This is a genomic window from Paraburkholderia sp. BL27I4N3 (assembly GCF_003386115.1).
Classification (GTDB): Bacteria; Pseudomonadota; Gammaproteobacteria; order Burkholderiales; family Burkholderiaceae; genus Paraburkholderia.
Genome location: NZ_QREJ01000001.1, coordinates 6,222,254 through 6,237,313, shown reverse-complemented (window position 1 = coordinate 6,237,313; position 15,060 = coordinate 6,222,254). Strand labels below are relative to the sequence as shown.

Sequence of the window (15,060 nt, the reverse complement as noted above, 5' to 3'; positions counted from 1 at the left end):
CCCGCAATCCTTTTGATAACGGAGAAACGCATGACCACGCGCGCAGGATGGATCTCTCGCCTCATGGTGCCCACGGTGCTTTCGCTTGCCGCGTTGAGCGCGAGCGCACAGCAGACTATCAAGATCGGCGAGATCAACAGCTACAAGGCGCAGCCCGCCTTTCTCGGGCCTTACAAGAACGGCTGGAATCTCGCGCTCGACCAGGTGAACGCCGCAGGCGGTGTGCTCGGCAAACAGCTCGAAGTGGTGTCGCGCGACGACAACGCGAATCCGGGTGACTCGATTCGCGTCGCGCAGGAGTTGATCGCGCGTGAACAGGTGCAGTTGCTGTTCGGCGGCTTTCTGTCTAACACCGGCCTTGCGTTGACCGATTTCGCGAAGCAGAAGAAGATTTTCTTCCTCGCCGCTGAACCCTTGACCGACAAGATCGTCTGGGCCGACGGCAACAAATATACGTACCGTCTGCGGCCCTCCACGTATATGCAGGTGGCGATGCTCGTGCCGGAAGCGGCCAAGCTGCATAAGAAGCGTTGGGCGCTCGTGTATCCGAACTACGAGTACGGGCAATCGGCGGTGGCGACCTTCAAGAAGCTGCTGACGGCGGCGCAGCCCGACGTGCAATTCGTCGCCGAGCAGGCCACGCCGCTCGGCAATGTCGACGCGGGCGCGGTGACGCAGGCAATCGCCGACGCCAAACCGGACGCGATCTTCAACGTGCTGTTCGGCGCCGACCTCGGCAAGTTCGTGCGTGAGGGCAATACGCGCGGGCTCTTCAAGGATCGCAGCGTGGTCTCGCTGCTGACGGGCGAGCCGGACTATCTCGACCCGCTAGGCGCTGAAGCGCCGACCGGCTGGATCGTCACGGGTTACCCGTGGTATTCGATCGATACGGCAGCCAACAAGAAGTTCGTCGATGCGTACCAGGCCAAGTATCACGACTATCCGCGTCTTGGCTCGGTGGTCGGTTATTCGGCGCTGATGTCGATTGCCGCGGGCATCAAGAAGGCAGGGTCGGTCGATCCGGACAAGCTGGCTGCCGCATTCAAGGGCTTAGGCGTGGACACCCCGTTCGGGCCGATCACCTATCGCGCTCAGGACAATCAGTCGACCATGGGCGCATACGTGGGCGTGACGGGTTTGAAGGACGGCAAGGGCGTGATGACCTCGTACCGGTATATCGATGGCGCGAGCGTGCAGCCGTCGGATGCCGAAGTCAAGAAGCTGCGGCCTGCCGAGTAAGGTGTCGATGCCTGCGGCGCACGGCGTCGCAGGCATGTAGGGCAATGAATACCGTGTCGCCGCGCGGCGATCCACGGTGACCCGCCGCAGCGCGCGGCGGTGAGCGGAGAACTACTCCTCCGCGTCGTGCTCGATTACGAATCGTTTCAGATAAGCCAGCACGGCGGCTTCGACCGCGCGATGATCCGCGGTGCTTTTGGAGCCCGCATTTTCCTCGTCGCCGAACAGGGTGGACGGCGCATTGTGCACATCCACTTCCTGGCCTTCGCGAAAGACGCGAATCTCATGAACGTCTTCGGCGTACTCGGCGATCCAGTGCACGCCCTCGATATGCGCGCCGGCGCGTACGGTAGGTATCTTCATGGACGTCTCCCGTCGGGCCGGACCACACGCCGACCCTTACCAGCACCATACGCCGTCCGGATGAACGGCGCGAGTCCTGTTGCACGGTTGTCCGAGGAAAGATTTTTCGCGCCCGCCACAATATTCGCGCGCCTGAAACGTCTTCAGGCGCATGGAACCGCCACTCACTTCGCAGACGATGACCGAACGAGACACCGACATCACCGCGACCGTGGTGCGTGAGCGCACGAGGCTCGTCAATTTTATCCGGCGTCGAATACGCGACCCGGACGATGCCGAGGACATCCTTCAGGATGTGTTCCACGAATTCGTGCAGGCGTACCGGCTTCCCGCTCCGATCGAACAGGCGAGCGCGTGGCTGTTCCGGGCGGCGCGCAATCGCATTGTCGATCGTTTTCGCAAGAAGAAAGAGCAGCCGCTGGCAGATCTGTCCGCGGCTGGGGACGACCCCGACGGTGAGTATCGCCTCGACCTCGACCTGCCGGCGCACGACGCGGGCCCCGAAGCCCTCTATGCGCGCGCTCTCTTGCTCAAGGCCTTGCAGGATGCGCTCGATGAGTTGCCGGCGAATCAACGCGAGGTATTTGTCGCGCACGAACTGGAGGGCCGGTCCTTCAAGGACATGGTGGCGGAAAGCGGCGTCACGCTCAATACGTTGCTCGCGCGCAAACGCTACGCGGTCTTGCATCTGCGCGCCCGGCTGCAGGCCATTTATGACGAACTGGGTATCTAAAGGAGTTGACGGATGAATTTTCGAATCAGATGTGCGGGTAAGGCACTGCTTGTGGTGGTCGCTGTCGGCGTGCTCGGCTGGGTGGTCATGACGCTATGGAATTGGGTGATTCCGGCGCTATTCGTCGGCGCCCGTGCGATCGACTTCGCCCATGCGTTGGGCTTGCTGGTGTTGAGCCGCATCCTCTTCGGCGGATTCCGCGGACACGGCGGCTGGCGCGAACGGCGTCGCTGGCGCAAATGGGAAGCGATGACGCCCGAAGAGCGCGAGCATTTCCGGACGGCATGGCGATCAGGTCGCGCCGGGCGCACGGGAGATTGAACATGCGCGAGCAATCAGCGGACGAGTGCAAACAGATGTCGGGCGTGATTGCGCCTGTTGTCGACCTGACGCGCTGCGAGGGAAAGGGCGATTGCATGGAGGTCTGTCCCGAGAATGTGTTCGAGATCCGGCGCATCGATGAGGCCGACTATCGCAGCCTCGATTTGATGCATCGGCTCAAGCTGCGCGTGCATGGAATGAAAGTCGCCTACACGCCCAACGCGCTCGCCTGCCGGTCATGCGGTCTTTGCGTGACGGCGTGCCCCGAACGCGCGATCAAGCTGGCCAGAACGGCGTAGCGCCACATGTTTTAGCTGATGACGGAAAGACGGTGTCTGCCTGGCGCGGCGGTCTGTCGTTGGTTGCGTCGTCAGCGTTTTCGGTCTCGTCAAGGAGCGCACATGCCTTCATCAACCACAGGTCTTTTGCAACGGCTTCATGAACAGAGCCAGACAGAAGTCATAGCCCGCGCACGGGCGCAGTTCCAGGGATCGAGCCAGGAGTTTCAGGACCTTGCGGAAGAATACGACATGCTCGCGCCGCGGCTGCGTGGACGGTTTCTCGAAACGCTCGGGCTCTCCAGCGAAGACTTCGAATCTTCGCAAGACACGCCGCTATCTCTCGCGGTGTCGGCGGAAACGGGAAGGTTTTTGCGCAACATGGTGCTTTCGCACAAACCGGCCCGAATCCTCGAACTCGGCAGCTCCTGCGGTGTGTCCACGCTGTATTTCGCCGAGGCGCTCCGCACGCTAGGCAGTGGCACGGTTGTGGCGACCGAACTCGACGCTGTTAAATGCGCATATCTTCGGGATCACGTCAGAACAGCGGGCGTGGATGCGTATGTCGAACTGCGGGAGGGTGATGTTTTCCAGACCATTTCTGAGCTGGACGGCACGTTCGACATGGTGTTTATCGACGTATGGGCCAGCACCTACCTCAAACTGTTCAAGCAGATCGAACGGCTGCTGCGTCCCGGATCTATCGTTTTCGCCGACAACATGTACACAGCCGAAGACGCCGTTCGGCCGTACAAGCATTACCTTGACAGCAATCCGCGCTTCTCGACCACGACGCTGGACTTTGAATCAGGGGTCGAGTTTACGGTTGTCGTCTCTTAGGCTCGGGAAGAGCCGGAGCACCGTACTAATGAAAAGCCGCCAGGACAGGCGCTTTCGTCACGTGAGGCACCGGGATTGCAGGCGGAAAACTTAATGAAATGTCGCGGGCCTTTGTTGAACTCGGCCTGTTCGAAAAGGCATTTTTTCAGCGCGATTCTCCTGCCAGACGCCACGCGGCACACGCGTTGCTGCACGACACAGGCCATAGCCAACTGGAGAACCGTCATGCCTGAAAAGAAAACGATCGAGCGTGCTAAGTCCGACAAACGCGCCGGCAAAGCATCGAGCACTCAAGCAGGTGAATTCGTCAAGGAACAGGTCGACAAGGTGCGGGCCGGCAAGCACGGCGTCAGTTCCGCCAAGCAGGCGATTGCGATTGGCCTCTCGGAAGCGCGCCGCGCCGGCGTCGCCGTGAAATCGCCGAAGAAGGGCACGGCTAGCGAGGCCACGCGGAAGAAGGCCGCGACCGATAACGCCGCGGGCCAGCACAAGAGCACGACGAAGAAGAGCACGGAGTCGACTGCGAAGCGCTCGCGCGCCGCTACCGATGCATTGAAGCGGGAAGGTACGGCCGGCGCATCTCGCACAGCGCTGTCGAAGCAGACCAAGACCGCGGCAGCCAAACGCCCGGCGGCCAGCCGTTCGGCCGCGGCAAAGAAGGCCGCCGCGACGAAGGGGGCTGCAGGACGGTCGGCGGCTGCGAAGAAGGCGGCTCATACGCGGGCTTCGCGTACGCCTCATTGAGTCGTGCCGCAGTCGCGCACCGCGCGGCGGCGTCAGCCGGGTTGAGCTACGGCGGCGGGTTGCCGCTTGCCAGCCGCCTCTCGCCGCGCCCGGCGGCCGCCGCTCTGCCGCGCGATGTTGCCACCGTCGGCATGCGTTGTTTAGGCGCATCGTAAGACATATGCCGCGCTCACAAAAAAGCGGCGCATTAACGCGCCGCCTTCTTCCTGCTACCTATCGCGAACCGCTTACTGCACCGTAGCCAGCACGTTGCCCACGGTCTTGAAGATGTGCGCGATCTGCTCTTCGTTGATGATCAGCGGCGGCGAGAACGCAAGGATATCGCCCGTAAAGCGCACCAGCACGCCCGCTTCGAAGCATTTGACGAACGCCTCGTAAGCGCGCGCGCCCGGTGCGCCGTCGCGCGATTCGAGTTCCACGCCGGCGATCATGCCGAGGTTGCGCACGTCCTTCACGTGTTTTGCGCCGCGCAGCGAATGGGCGGCGGCTTCGAACGTCGGCGCGAGCGTCGCGGCGCGTTCGAACAGACCTTCACGCTTATACAGGTCCAGCGTGGCGACCGCGGCAGCCGTCGCGGCCGGATGGGCCGAATACGTGTAGCCGTGGAACAGCTCAATCGCGCCTTGCGCGCCGCTGTTCACGATGCTGTCGTGCACCGTGCGGCTCGCGGCCACCGCGCCCATCGGGATCGCGGCATTGTTGATGGCCTTCGCCATCGTGATCAGGTCAGGCGTCACGCCGAAGTATTCGCTCGCCGTGGCTTTGCCGACGCGGCCGAACGCGGTGATCACTTCGTCGAAAATCAGCAGGATGCCGTGCTTCGTGCAAATCTCGCGCAGCTTTTGCAGATAACCCTGCGGCGGAATCAGCACGCCCGTCGAGCCGGCCACCGGTTCGACGATCACAGCGGCAATGGTCGACGCGTCGTGCAGCGTGACGATGCGCTCGAGTTCTTCGGCGAGATGCGCGCCCCAGGCCGGCTGACCCTTCGTGAACGCGTTGTGTTCGAGGTTATGCGTGTGCGGCAGATGATCGACCGCGGGTAGCAGCGCGCCCGAGAAGGTCTTGCGGTTCGGTGCGATGCCGCCGACCGAAATGCCGCCGAAGCCCACGCCGTGATACCCGCGCTCCCGGCCGATCAGGCGCGTACGCTGCCCTTCGCCGCGCGAACGGTGATACGCGAGCGCGATTTTCAACGCGGTATCGACCGATTCTGAACCCGAGTTCGTGAAGAAGATGCGGTCGAGGCCTTCCGGCATCAGTTCCGCGACTTTCGTGGCGGCTTCGAAGGCGAGCGGGTGGCCCATCTGGAAGGTCGGTGCGAAGTCGAGCGTGGAGAGTTGCTGGGTGATCGCCGCGACAATTTCCTCGCGGCCGTGGCCGGCATTCACGCACCACAGACCCGCGCAACCGTCGAGCACTTCACGCCCGTCCGTGCTGCGGTAGTACATGCCCTTGGCCGATTCCAGCAGGCGCGGCGCGGCCTTGAACTGACGGTTGGCGGTGAAGGGCATCCAGAAAGACGACAGATCGTCGATGACAGGGCGCGAAGTCATGGTATCTCCTCGAATCGAAGTAGTCCCCCAAAAGGACTTCCTTCGGGGCATGGCGAAACTGTAGCGTTCGCGGTTTAATGGCGGCATAAACAGTTGACGCGGTGTGGCGCTAACTGTGTTGGTGGATCTGCGTCAACTGTGTCGATGCGAGCCATGGCGGGTCGGCAGGCTCGCCGGCGCCGCATTTCGCACAGATTTACACGTTCAGCCGCCCCGCGCGGCCCGCTTTTTCGTCCAGACCATGATCGAACTACAACTCGAGCGCGACCGGCGCGCCGCTCCCACGCTCGTCGAGCAGGTGGTGCAAGGCTTCGCGCGCGCCATCGAGGGGCAATCGCTGCGCGCGGGCGCGCTCCTGCCGTCGGTGCGGCAACTGGCGCAGAGCCACGACCTGAGCACCTTCACCGTCACCGAGGCCTACAACCGGCTGGTGTCGATGGGCCTCGTGGTCGCGCGGCGCGGCTCTGGCTATCGCGTGGCGCCGCGCTCGCAGTCCGCACGGGTTGCCGCTACGGACTGGCAGCCGCCGAGCCTCACCGCGACCTGGCTTCTGTCCGACGTGTTCGCCGACCATTCGGTGCCGATCAAGGCGGGCGGCGGCTGGCTGCCGAACGAGTGGATCAACGAAACCGGTTTGCAGCACGCGCTGCGTGCCATGAGCCGGGTGCCGGCGGCGCGCTTGGGCGATTACGGGCATCCGTACGGATTCGCGCCGTTGCGCGAGCGGATCGCCGAGCAGCTCGACCGGCGCGGCCTGCCGGTGGAAGTGTCCAACATCCTGCTCACGCAAGGCGCGACGCAAGGGCTGGATCTGATCGTGCGCACCTTGCTGCGAGCGGGCGACGCCGTGATCGTCGAAGATCCCGGCTATTGCAATCTGCTGCAGATCCTCAAGCTGGCCGGCCTCGTGGTGCACGGCGTGCCGCGCACGCCGGCGGGCGTCGATACGGACGTGCTCGAAGCGCTGGTCGCCGAGCACAAACCGAAGGCGATCTTCGTCAACACGACGCTGCAGAATCCGACCGGCGCGACCTTCGGCATGTCGGCGGCGTTCCGCCTCCTGCAGATCGCCGAGCGTCAGCGCATGTGGGTGATCGAGGACGACGTGAGCCGCGAACTCGCGCCGTCCGGCGCACCCTTGTTCGCGGCGATGGAAGGCTTGCAGCGCGTGCTGTACGTCGGCGGTTTTTCGAAGACGGTGACGCCGGGGCTGCGCTGCGGCTACGTGGTTGCCGAGCGCGCGGTGCTGCGCGAACTCGCGCGCACGAAGATGGCGGTGGGATTGACGTCGTCGGAGGCGATCGAGCGGATTGTCGACAAGGTGCTGCTGGAAGGGCGCTACGCGCGTCACGTGGAAGCCGTCAACGAGCGCCTCAAGCTCGCGCACGCGACCGTTGAAGATCGGCTCGATTCGCTGGGTCTGGAACTGTTTCACCGGCCGCGCGCCGGGCTGTTTTTGTGGGCGCGCTTGCCGATCGAAGCGGAGCGGGCCGGCGAAGTGGCGACGGCCGCGCTTACCCACGGCATCTGGCTCGCGCCGGGCTCCTACTTCCGTCCCGACGATGCCCCGAGCGCCTGGTTCCGCTTCAATGCACCGTATTCGACCGATGATGCGTTGTGGCGGTTCATCGAGCGGGTGGGACAGGGCACGTTATAGCGACCGCATTCAGGCCGCCTGGCCGATCAGCTTCAGCGCGATCGGATACAGCGACAGCACCAGCAGCAGCGCCATCGCCACATTGAAGATGCGCAGCCGCTTCGGGTCCGACAGCACCTGCCGCATGGCGGTGCCGAAACCCGCCCATAAGCAGATACACGGAAAGCCGATCACGTAGAAGATCACCGCCATCGCGATAGCGTTCATGCTGTAGCTCTCGCTGAGGTGGATCGTCGTGGCGGCGGTCAGCACCATCATCCATGCCTTCGGATTCACCCATTGGAAGGCAATCGCTTCGTAGAACTTCATGGGCCGGCGCTCGCCTTTCTTCACCTTCAACTCGCCCGAGGTGCCGATTTTCCACGCAAGGTATAGCAGATAAGCAACGCTCGCGACCTCGAGCACCGTGTACAGCACTGGGAAATGCTCGAAGGCTTCGCCCAGACCGATCCCGACCGACAGCATCAACAGCACGACGCCGGCGCTGATACCGGACAGATGCGGCAACGTGCGACGGAACCCGAAATTGACCCCGGAGGCCAACAGCATCGTGTTGTTCGGACCGGGTGTGATGGTGGTGACGAGCGCGAACAGGATGCCGGCAGGCAGCGCGCTGAGACTGAGATAAGACATGGCAAGCTCCGGTGTCGGTCGAAAGGACGTTGGAGCATTCTAGCGAGAGTTGCCGGTACAGCACCGGTACGCTTTGTGGGATGGTGTCCGGTACGGGCGGGAGCGTGAAAAGCTGGGGGCGGGATGTCGTTTCCCATAAGACGATAACCGCCTTTCCGCATGCGCCGCCCGTCTGATCCGCTTACGCCGCGGGCGCAACCGACGCGCCGGCAATCTTGTGCCGGGCGAGAGATTGGGCGACGAGCCCGGATGCTTTCGCTTCCTCGACAAATGCATGCAATGCGTGTGCTGCCGCTGTGCCACGGCTTTTCGGCACGCCCATCGCCTGGCGGATCACCATGAAGCGCCCGTCGAGCAGACGCAGGCCGGGCGCTTGACGTGCGTCGGCTTCGAGCTGCTGCTTGACGCCTGCCGCGACTTCGAGGTTCTGTTCGAGGAATGTTCGGACCACCGTCGGCGACGTGGGTGCGCGCACGATCTGCGCGTGTTTCAGCTCGCGAGTCAGGAACAGGTCGTAGGCGCTACCCTCGCCAACGGCGACACGCACTGACTGCTGATCGACGTCCTCGTTACGGCGAATCGGCGATGCATCGCGCACGAGGTAACAGCCTTCGATCAACACGTAGGGCTCGGTGAACGCGATGGTTTCTCCTCGTCGCGGATCTACGGCGAAGAAGCCGAAGTCCGCTCGTTCATCGCTGACCGCCTGCACGGACTTGCCCGCCGCATCGAATACCACGAGTTCCAGTTCCACACCGAGCGAGGCCGCAAACGCGCGCGCCAGATCCACCGAAACACCGGTCGGCTCACCTGTTGCGTCCTTGCCCGCGAGAATCGGATTGCCGAGATTGATCGAGGCCCGCAGCTTGCCGGTAGGTGTGAATGCACGAATGATGGACGGGTCGGTTTTCATGGAGACGAGTAGAGTCAGGAATTGGGGTTTTGCATATCGACACGGACGTTCAGCCGCAGACACGCGCACTGCTCGCTTCGACGCGAGTCGATGATCGCGGCCGCAGCAGTATCGTCACGGCGAGCACGCTGGCGACCAACCAGCTTGAACTGACGACAGGCGTGCGCACCCGCTTCTGATCCTCGAAGGCGAGCCTCCCGGCTGATTCATCGACCAAATGTGCTGCTGTTTGCGGCGACGGAAATCCGTTCGCCGCTTTCCAGGGTCGCTATTCGCGCACGCTTCAACCAGCAGCAGCGGTCATACGGTCTGATTTGATGGCATGAGTCATGGTGCTCCAGTTCCGCCGACAGCGTCGCCAGAGCGCTTGGTCCGGGCTTTTTTTCATCTACCGGGCCTCGTTCGAGATGACGACTTTCAAGGCCCGTGAATTCCGCGCGAGGATCTCTCCGCGCTTTCTGCTCCTGGTTCAGGACATTCGCTACCTGGCAGCATTGCGTTGGACGATCCTCTTCCAAGCATCGAGCGCAGCTAGCGCGGCCTGAGCGACTGCCATGTCCTGCTCGATGGTTCCTGCGCTGGTTCCCACGGCACCGATAACGTGTCCGTCGAAGACGACGGGAAGTCCCTCGAGAAAGCGGCCCCGCAAACTCCCAGACTTCAGGGCCCCCGCCGGATTGAAACTAGGCCTGCAGAACCTTGAGCAGCTCCACGGCAGTCGGGCCGGACGACGCTGGGTTCTGGCCGGTAATCAGGCGTCCATCGACAATAGTCAGTACGCCCCAATTCGCCACTTTTTCAAAATGGCCGCCCAGGCGTTTGAGTTCATCCTCGACGAGGAAGGGCATGACTTTGGTCAGTCCTACGGCTTCTTCCTCGTCGTTGGTAAAGCAGGTGACGCGCTTGCCCTTGACGATAGGTTGCCCCTCATAAGTGGCTTTCAGCAGAACACAAGGGCCGTGACAGACTGCGGCGACCGGCTTGCCCGCGTTGTAGAAATCCTCGATCAAGGCGATCGAGTGTTTGTCATTGGTCAGGTCCCACATCGGGCCATGACCGCCGGCATAGAAGATCGTGTCGTAGTCGGCCGCCTTGACGTCAGCGAGCTTGACGCTGTTGGCCAACACTTTCTGCGTCGCAGGGTCTTTCTTGAACCGTAGCATCGAGTCGGTCTGATTGTCCGGATCGTCACTTCTGGGATCGATCGGTGGATGGCCCCCCTTGGGCGAAGTCACGGTGACTTCCGCACCGGCATCTGTGAACGCATAGTAGGGAGCGGTGAACTCTTCCAGCCAGAAGCCGGTCGGCTTGCCGGTGTCTCCAAGCACATTGTGCGAAGTCAAAACCAACAGGATTTTCATTGCCAATCTCCGTTCATTGGGGCAAATGCCTAAACGCGGCAGCGCCGGGGTAAACTCTCGAAGTCGTTGTTCAGGTCAGTTGTCCGGAGTCCCCACGTGCCGCGAAAATGGCCGTCTCAGCTCTTGAGACGGAGTCTGCCCCCACGTCAAGCGGACACTGTCGTAGGGCATTGTGTTGGAGACACGTTCAACGAACACCTCTATTCAAGACCGGCTTCCAGGTGCGCGCCATCCGGCGAAGGTATTGCTGGCGCATCCGATGGTATGAGGGACTTCGCCGTCCGCCACAGCAGGCCGAGACGAGTGCGTTCCGGGCGCGGATCTCGCTTTCGAAGTGGTTGGGGCGCGTCGCCTCGGCGTAAGGGTGGTCTATAGCGGAACGCTACTTCGAACACCGAAACGTGCCAGGCACTTTGGCGCAATGACGGCCAAGTCGCCGTGTTCCTGCTGGAATCAATACAAGAAACTGTGTCGCCACCTGCCGCGTTTTTGCGTTTCGTTTTCAGCTATCGTGTTTTCACCTACCCGAAGCGGTAGAGGGGAGCCCATAGGCAACGCCTCCAAGGAGCCAGACATGAGCAACAACCCAATGCAAAGCGGGCACGCGGTTGAGACCTCGCGCGCCGGCATGTACGACACGAAGCTCGAGATCGTCGTCATCCCCGTCTCGGACGTCGATCGCGCCAAGCGCTTTTACGGCGATCTAGGTTGGCGACTTGATATCGACTTCAAGGGCGACGACTACCGCGTGATCCAGTACACACCACCCGGATCCGGATGTTCGGTGATGTTCGGCAAGAACATCATCAGGGCCGCGCCCGGCTCGGTCCAGGGGCTGCACCTCATCGTGTCCGACATTGTGGCCGTCCGTAACGACCTGCTCCGTCGTGGCATCGAGATCAGTGAGCCATTCCACGATACGGGCGGCGTGTTCCATCATGCTGACGGGAATAGCGTGGTTAGCGGCTTGAATCCCACACGACAAAGTTACGCCTCTTACGCTTCGTTCACTGACCCTGACGGCAACGGTTGGCTGTTGCAGGAAATCACCGTGCGATTGTCCGCGGACGTCGAAGTGGGAGACCCACGGTTCACGAGCGAGGTTCTGAAGGCGATTCATTCGACGACACCCGATTGATAGTGGCGGCGCATCCGTCGATAACGGCGAAATCGGGCACCTGCCACTGGTGACGGTAGCACTGGAAGACGCCAGCGCGTTGGAAGATGCTGAGACACTTGCCAACTACAAATTTTGCCGGCTCGGCCAGCAAGACCATCTGCTGCACCGAGCCAGTAACCCACCCTTTATCAGCGCGGTTATATAGGTGGTATTCGCGTTGAACGACTTGCTGGTGGATCTCTTCCGCCCTAACCTGAATCCCACATTCAACCATCCTCCAGCAGTTTGCTGGACCGGCCATCTCATGCAATCCATACACCGGCGAACTTCCGATCAAGGAAGGCGAAGGTCATATTGGAGAAGACATGCACGACAAACTCCTCTCAGTCGTCGTTACCCAGAAATGGCAACTTGCCGAGAGTTACCATGCTGTCGAGCTTCAAACCAGATGCAGATCCGAGCTTCCGCCGTTTGACGATGGATCATGCGTCACGCTCGTTCGCGACGACGTCACCTGCAAAGAGAAAATATATCCGCTGTGCCGTTCTACGTCCCGGTCGCGTTCCTATGTCATCGCTGTGAGACAGGATGATGGCCGTGCAGATTCGAAAACCGCAGACATTACGCTGAGCCAAGGCGACGAGGCGTTTATCGTAACGACACGGAGTCCTTCAGTTATTTTGGACGGTCGTACACAATCGATACTTTTTTCCGGCGGCGTTGGCGCTGCGTCGATTGCGGGAATCGCAAAACGGCTAGCGTTGGCAGGGCAAAAATTCGAGCTGCACAACTTCGCTCGATCGCCCGAACGTGCAGTCTTTCGGGAAGAACTCGATGCGCTCAAACGCGAAAGCAGGGTTTATCACCATTTCGGTTTGGACGCAGACCGATTGGAACAGGCAACTTCTCACGCGATGAGTCCAGCGCATGCGAACACTCAGATCTACTGCAGTGGTCCGCCGGCATTTATGGATCTCATCGAGCGCCAGGCGCGTGACTGGGTGTATCCGGCCAATATCCACAGAATTTTTCTGGGCGACAGAGGCAAAACGTAGTCGACGGACATCCGTGAATGTCCGCTTCGAAAAACTTCGGCAAAGCCGGGGTGCCGGCTAATCTCCAGAACGAGTCTCCTCGACGTAGCTTCAGCGCGTCAAGACTCGGCCCGATTTTCGATTTGTTCCCGCTGCGCAAGACTGTTTGTACGGTGCGGGTATTCGAAACTCGAGTCAATGCGCCTACATTCGGCTCTATCGGACCATGACGCGGATAAAGACGAATGGTGCGGATATCAACGCGATGTAGCAAGGCGCCCGCGAGCCAAGAAGTTCGTCGAGCGCGAAAACAGGTCGTGGCGACGGTCTGTATGAACGTTATCTAGTGGAGAAATGAAAAGTGAAATTCTCGGTTAAGGATGAAATTCGCTCCGATGATATTCCGGCTCTCGAACATGCGATGAGGACTGTCGACGCCGACGCGAAGGTCAACGTGGACATTGATACGAAGACGGTCAGCGTTGATTCCTGGCTGATGCCTGAAGAGTTTCTCGTCGCTTTCGTCGATGAAGACTATGATGCGACGATTGTTGAAGCGTAGACAGGAGCTGCGTGATGTAAAGAAAGCCCGTCATATTTACGTTCACCACGGCGGCGTTGCCCGGTCACCAATATAGTCAGCGACGGTGAGGATGTTTGCGTCGTCCGACGGCTTGACCGACCGTGAGTTCGCGACAACGCAGTAGTCGAGCTTGCGAAACGCCCTAACGACTTCGGCACCGACGCCTTGCGACGCGCCGGTCACGACGACAACCTTCTGTGACATGCTCATCTTTTCCTTAGAAAAATCCTTATTCCGTTTCGACGCCGATCGGGCCGACGGCGCCTATCAGGACACGTGCGGACACGTTGATTCAGGTTTCGCTTAAACCTGCAATCAAGCCTTCCTGGAGCGCGCGAGCCACTGGTCGAGACTGATGCGGCCGATCCGCGCGTCGCCGAGCGGCACGAGCGATTGTTCCTCGACGCGGTCGCCGTAATACAGCGCATCGCGGTCCGTTACCACCGGGCGCGCGTCGTCTACCGATTTCAGATAACGCGAGACGATCTCCGCGAAAGGCGCGCGGTCCGGGCCGGCAATCTCGACCGTGCCGTTTTGCGGCGCAGCAGGCGCGATCTGCGCGAGGTTTGCTACGACATCGTCTACGGCGATCGGCTGAAACAGTCCGTCGCTGACACGTACCGTGCCGTCGACCGTGCTGAAATCCGCGATACCGCCGATGAACTCCATGAACTGCGTCGCGCGCACGATCGTATACGGCACGCCGGCCGCTTTGATCAGTTCCTCCTGCGCGACCTTGGCGGCGAAGTACGCGTTCTCCGGCGAGCGGTCGCAGCCGACGATGGATAGCGCTACGTGATGCCGTACTCCCGCAGCCGCTTCGGCCTTGCCAAGGTTGCGCGCCGAAGTACGGAAGAAATCGAGTACCGCCTGCGGCTCCCATGACGGCGCGTTTGTCACATCCACCACGACGTCCGCGCCTGCGAGCGCGTTGTCCAATCCCTCGCCCGTCACAGCGTTGACACCGGTACGCGGCGATGCAGCGAGCGCTTCATGGCCCGCTTCGCGAAGCAGCGTGACAAGACGCGATCCGATCAGGCCGGACCCACCGATTACGACGATTTTCATGGCACATTCTCCAGATGAGAGTAAATGAACGCGCGGGAGCCGGGCGAGGGTCGTATCGCGCGAAAGTGTTCGCCGCCGTCTCATCGCGTGAGGCCATTGTGGAAGAATCATGGCCAATCGGAAAGTGCCAGGAATCGACGATCCGACTAGTACAGATCGTCTGCCGCTTCCCTTGTCCGCGAGACCGTCATGACCGTTCCGACTTCCGCTTTGACCATTGAAATCGACCGGCAGCAGTTGCCGATCTATCTGCAGATCTGCGCAGGTGCGACGGCTTCAATGTCGCTGCGTAGCCTGTGCTCATACGGACTCGTAAGCGATGAGCCATCGTTGTCGCTTTCGACCTCGATGAGGAGAGGCGTGTTTGAGTGACACCCACGAAGAGGATCGCGTGATCGCTTATGACACGTAGATGAGCCGCACGCTGCGGCCCGCTGATCGTCGCGGCGCAGTCGCCAAACGAATCAATTTGCATGGTTTTCGAAGATTTACCAATTTTTCACCTTTTGGCTCATCCGCGCGATGGAATAGCGCTGATCTCCCGCCCAAAAAGCGACAGCGCTGCATCAACGTGAACCCCTTCTGACAGATTGGCAGGGGGAAAGTCGCCGCCTGGG

The 15,060-nt window shown here is 61.2% G+C and carries 19 protein-coding genes and 1 pseudogene; 13 read left to right on the top strand and 7 right to left on the bottom strand.

Annotation, left to right across the window (positions count from 1 at the left end):
- Positions 1-30: 30 nt before the first annotated feature.
- Positions 31-1,239 carry an ABC transporter substrate-binding protein gene (locus B0G71_RS28345; protein WP_116145927.1) on the top strand — a complete coding sequence of 403 codons (1,209 nt, stop codon included), beginning with the start codon at positions 31-33 and terminating at the stop codon, positions 1,237-1,239.
- A 111-nt stretch (positions 1,240-1,350) separates the two neighbouring features.
- Here the strand turns inward: B0G71_RS28345 and B0G71_RS28340 are convergent, their stop codons facing one another.
- Positions 1,351-1,602, bottom strand: coding sequence for a hypothetical protein (locus tag B0G71_RS28340; protein ID WP_007178046.1), 252 nt, complete (start codon positions 1,600-1,602; stop codon positions 1,351-1,353).
- A 151-nt stretch (positions 1,603-1,753) separates the two neighbouring features.
- On the opposite strand from B0G71_RS28340, the gene B0G71_RS28335 reads away from it, so the two are divergent.
- The 5 genes from B0G71_RS28335 (at position 1,754) to B0G71_RS28315 (ending at position 4,518) form a co-directional block, all read left to right on the top strand.
- Entirely contained in the window at positions 1,754-2,335 is a 582-nt protein-coding gene (locus tag B0G71_RS28335) for an RNA polymerase sigma factor (RefSeq protein ID WP_181196466.1), read from the top strand.
- Between the two features lie 12 nt (positions 2,336-2,347).
- A complete protein-coding gene (locus tag B0G71_RS28330; protein ID WP_116145926.1) occupies positions 2,348-2,656 on the top strand; it encodes a hypothetical protein in 309 nt (102 codons plus the stop codon).
- A gap of 2 nt (positions 2,657-2,658) precedes the next feature.
- A complete protein-coding gene (locus tag B0G71_RS28325) occupies positions 2,659-2,955 on the top strand; it encodes a 4Fe-4S dicluster domain-containing protein (protein WP_116145924.1) in 297 nt (98 codons plus the stop codon).
- A 102-nt stretch (positions 2,956-3,057) separates the two neighbouring features.
- On the top strand, positions 3,058-3,774 hold the full coding sequence (locus tag B0G71_RS28320) for an O-methyltransferase (protein ID WP_116145923.1): 717 nt from the start codon (positions 3,058-3,060) through the stop codon (positions 3,772-3,774).
- A 225-nt stretch (positions 3,775-3,999) separates the two neighbouring features.
- Positions 4,000-4,518 carry a DUF6496 domain-containing protein gene (locus tag B0G71_RS28315; protein WP_116145921.1) on the top strand — a complete coding sequence of 173 codons (519 nt, stop codon included), beginning with the start codon at positions 4,000-4,002 and terminating at the stop codon, positions 4,516-4,518.
- A 227-nt stretch (positions 4,519-4,745) separates the two neighbouring features.
- Here the strand turns inward: B0G71_RS28315 and B0G71_RS28310 are convergent, their stop codons facing one another.
- A complete protein-coding gene (locus B0G71_RS28310) occupies positions 4,746-6,074 on the bottom strand; it encodes an aspartate aminotransferase family protein (RefSeq protein WP_116145919.1) in 1,329 nt (442 codons plus the stop codon).
- A gap of 241 nt (positions 6,075-6,315) precedes the next feature.
- On the opposite strand from B0G71_RS28310, the gene B0G71_RS28305 reads away from it, so the two are divergent.
- Positions 6,316-7,731 carry a PLP-dependent aminotransferase family protein gene (locus B0G71_RS28305; RefSeq protein WP_116145918.1) on the top strand — a complete coding sequence of 472 codons (1,416 nt, stop codon included), beginning with the start codon at positions 6,316-6,318 and terminating at the stop codon, positions 7,729-7,731.
- 9 nt (positions 7,732-7,740) lie between these two features.
- Here B0G71_RS28305 and B0G71_RS28300 read toward each other — a convergent pair whose 3' ends face one another.
- Both B0G71_RS28300 and B0G71_RS28295 read right to left on the bottom strand, forming a co-directional pair.
- On the bottom strand, positions 7,741-8,364 hold the full coding sequence (locus B0G71_RS28300; RefSeq protein ID WP_116145916.1) for a LysE family translocator: 624 nt from the start codon (positions 8,362-8,364) through the stop codon (positions 7,741-7,743).
- Positions 8,365-8,545: 181 nt separating this feature from the next.
- Positions 8,546-9,277, bottom strand: coding sequence for an ABC transporter substrate-binding protein (locus tag B0G71_RS28295; RefSeq protein WP_116145915.1), 732 nt, complete (start codon positions 9,275-9,277; stop codon positions 8,546-8,548).
- Positions 9,278-9,306: 29 nt separating this feature from the next.
- Between B0G71_RS28295 and B0G71_RS41500 the strand changes: the two genes are divergently transcribed.
- Complete coding sequence (locus B0G71_RS41500; protein WP_181916837.1) at positions 9,307-9,456, top strand: hypothetical protein; 150 nt, start codon at positions 9,307-9,309, stop codon at positions 9,454-9,456.
- 150 nt (positions 9,457-9,606) lie between these two features.
- Positions 9,607-9,822 carry a hypothetical protein gene (locus tag B0G71_RS41040; RefSeq protein ID WP_147308714.1) on the top strand — a complete coding sequence of 72 codons (216 nt, stop codon included), beginning with the start codon at positions 9,607-9,609 and terminating at the stop codon, positions 9,820-9,822.
- A 138-nt stretch (positions 9,823-9,960) separates the two neighbouring features.
- On the opposite strand, the gene B0G71_RS28285 is transcribed toward B0G71_RS41040, so the two are convergent.
- Complete coding sequence (locus B0G71_RS28285; RefSeq protein WP_106276935.1) at positions 9,961-10,638, bottom strand: type 1 glutamine amidotransferase domain-containing protein; 678 nt, start codon at positions 10,636-10,638, stop codon at positions 9,961-9,963.
- Between the two features lie 574 nt (positions 10,639-11,212).
- On the opposite strand from B0G71_RS28285, the gene B0G71_RS28280 reads away from it, so the two are divergent.
- From B0G71_RS28280 to B0G71_RS28270, 3 genes are all read left to right on the top strand, one after another.
- A complete protein-coding gene (locus B0G71_RS28280; protein WP_241974799.1) occupies positions 11,213-11,776 on the top strand; it encodes a VOC family protein in 564 nt (187 codons plus the stop codon).
- A 347-nt stretch (positions 11,777-12,123) separates the two neighbouring features.
- Positions 12,124-12,813, top strand: a complete 690-nt coding sequence (locus B0G71_RS28275) for an oxidoreductase (RefSeq protein ID WP_116145912.1) — start codon at positions 12,124-12,126, stop codon at positions 12,811-12,813.
- Positions 12,814-13,153: 340 nt separating this feature from the next.
- Positions 13,154-13,354: a hypothetical protein gene (locus tag B0G71_RS28270; protein ID WP_106276939.1), complete on the top strand. Its 201-nt coding sequence runs from the start codon at positions 13,154-13,156 to the stop codon at positions 13,352-13,354.
- 54 nt (positions 13,355-13,408) lie between these two features.
- On the opposite strand, the pseudogene B0G71_RS28265 reads toward B0G71_RS28270, so the two are convergent.
- A pseudogene (locus tag B0G71_RS28265) lies at positions 13,409-13,585 on the bottom strand (SDR family NAD(P)-dependent oxidoreductase); the annotation flags it as partial.
- A gap of 105 nt (positions 13,586-13,690) precedes the next feature.
- The gene (locus B0G71_RS28260; protein ID WP_116145910.1) at positions 13,691-14,443 is read right to left on the bottom strand and encodes an SDR family oxidoreductase; all 753 of its coding nucleotides are present in this window, start codon (positions 14,441-14,443) and stop codon (positions 13,691-13,693) included.
- A gap of 189 nt (positions 14,444-14,632) precedes the next feature.
- Here B0G71_RS28260 and B0G71_RS28255 point away from each other — a divergent pair, with 189 nt between their 5' ends.
- Entirely contained in the window at positions 14,633-14,815 is a 183-nt protein-coding gene (locus B0G71_RS28255; RefSeq protein ID WP_116145909.1) for a hypothetical protein, read from the top strand.
- The last annotated feature ends 245 nt before the right edge of the window (positions 14,816-15,060 follow it).

Excerpts from the sequence above, each read along its gene's own strand:
- B0G71_RS28345 (WP_116145927.1), top strand. The coding sequence starts at position 31 with ATGACCACGCGCGCAGGATGGATCTCTCGCCTCATGGTGCCCACGGTG.
- B0G71_RS28340 (WP_007178046.1), bottom strand. The coding sequence starts at position 1,602 with ATGAAGATACCTACCGTACGCGCCGGCGCGCATATCGAGGGCGTGCAC.
- B0G71_RS28335 (WP_181196466.1), top strand. The coding sequence starts at position 1,754 with ATGGAACCGCCACTCACTTCGCAGACGATGACCGAACGAGACACCGAC.
- B0G71_RS28330 (WP_116145926.1), top strand. The coding sequence starts at position 2,348 with ATGAATTTTCGAATCAGATGTGCGGGTAAGGCACTGCTTGTGGTGGTC.
- B0G71_RS28325 (WP_116145924.1), top strand. The coding sequence starts at position 2,659 with ATGCGCGAGCAATCAGCGGACGAGTGCAAACAGATGTCGGGCGTGATT.
- B0G71_RS28320 (WP_116145923.1), top strand. The coding sequence starts at position 3,058 with ATGCCTTCATCAACCACAGGTCTTTTGCAACGGCTTCATGAACAGAGC.
- B0G71_RS28315 (WP_116145921.1), top strand. The coding sequence starts at position 4,000 with ATGCCTGAAAAGAAAACGATCGAGCGTGCTAAGTCCGACAAACGCGCC.
- B0G71_RS28310 (WP_116145919.1), bottom strand. The coding sequence starts at position 6,074 with ATGACTTCGCGCCCTGTCATCGACGATCTGTCGTCTTTCTGGATGCCC.
- B0G71_RS28305 (WP_116145918.1), top strand. The coding sequence starts at position 6,316 with ATGATCGAACTACAACTCGAGCGCGACCGGCGCGCCGCTCCCACGCTC.
- B0G71_RS28300 (WP_116145916.1), bottom strand. The coding sequence starts at position 8,364 with ATGTCTTATCTCAGTCTCAGCGCGCTGCCTGCCGGCATCCTGTTCGCG.
- B0G71_RS28295 (WP_116145915.1), bottom strand. The coding sequence starts at position 9,277 with ATGAAAACCGACCCGTCCATCATTCGTGCATTCACACCTACCGGCAAG.
- B0G71_RS41040 (WP_147308714.1), top strand. The coding sequence starts at position 9,607 with ATGGTGCTCCAGTTCCGCCGACAGCGTCGCCAGAGCGCTTGGTCCGGG.
- B0G71_RS28285 (WP_106276935.1), bottom strand. The coding sequence starts at position 10,638 with ATGAAAATCCTGTTGGTTTTGACTTCGCACAATGTGCTTGGAGACACC.
- B0G71_RS28280 (WP_241974799.1), top strand. The coding sequence starts at position 11,213 with ATGAGCAACAACCCAATGCAAAGCGGGCACGCGGTTGAGACCTCGCGC.
- B0G71_RS28275 (WP_116145912.1), top strand. The coding sequence starts at position 12,124 with ATGCACGACAAACTCCTCTCAGTCGTCGTTACCCAGAAATGGCAACTT.
- B0G71_RS28260 (WP_116145910.1), bottom strand. The coding sequence starts at position 14,443 with ATGAAAATCGTCGTAATCGGTGGGTCCGGCCTGATCGGATCGCGTCTT.
- B0G71_RS28255 (WP_116145909.1), top strand. The coding sequence starts at position 14,633 with ATGACCGTTCCGACTTCCGCTTTGACCATTGAAATCGACCGGCAGCAG.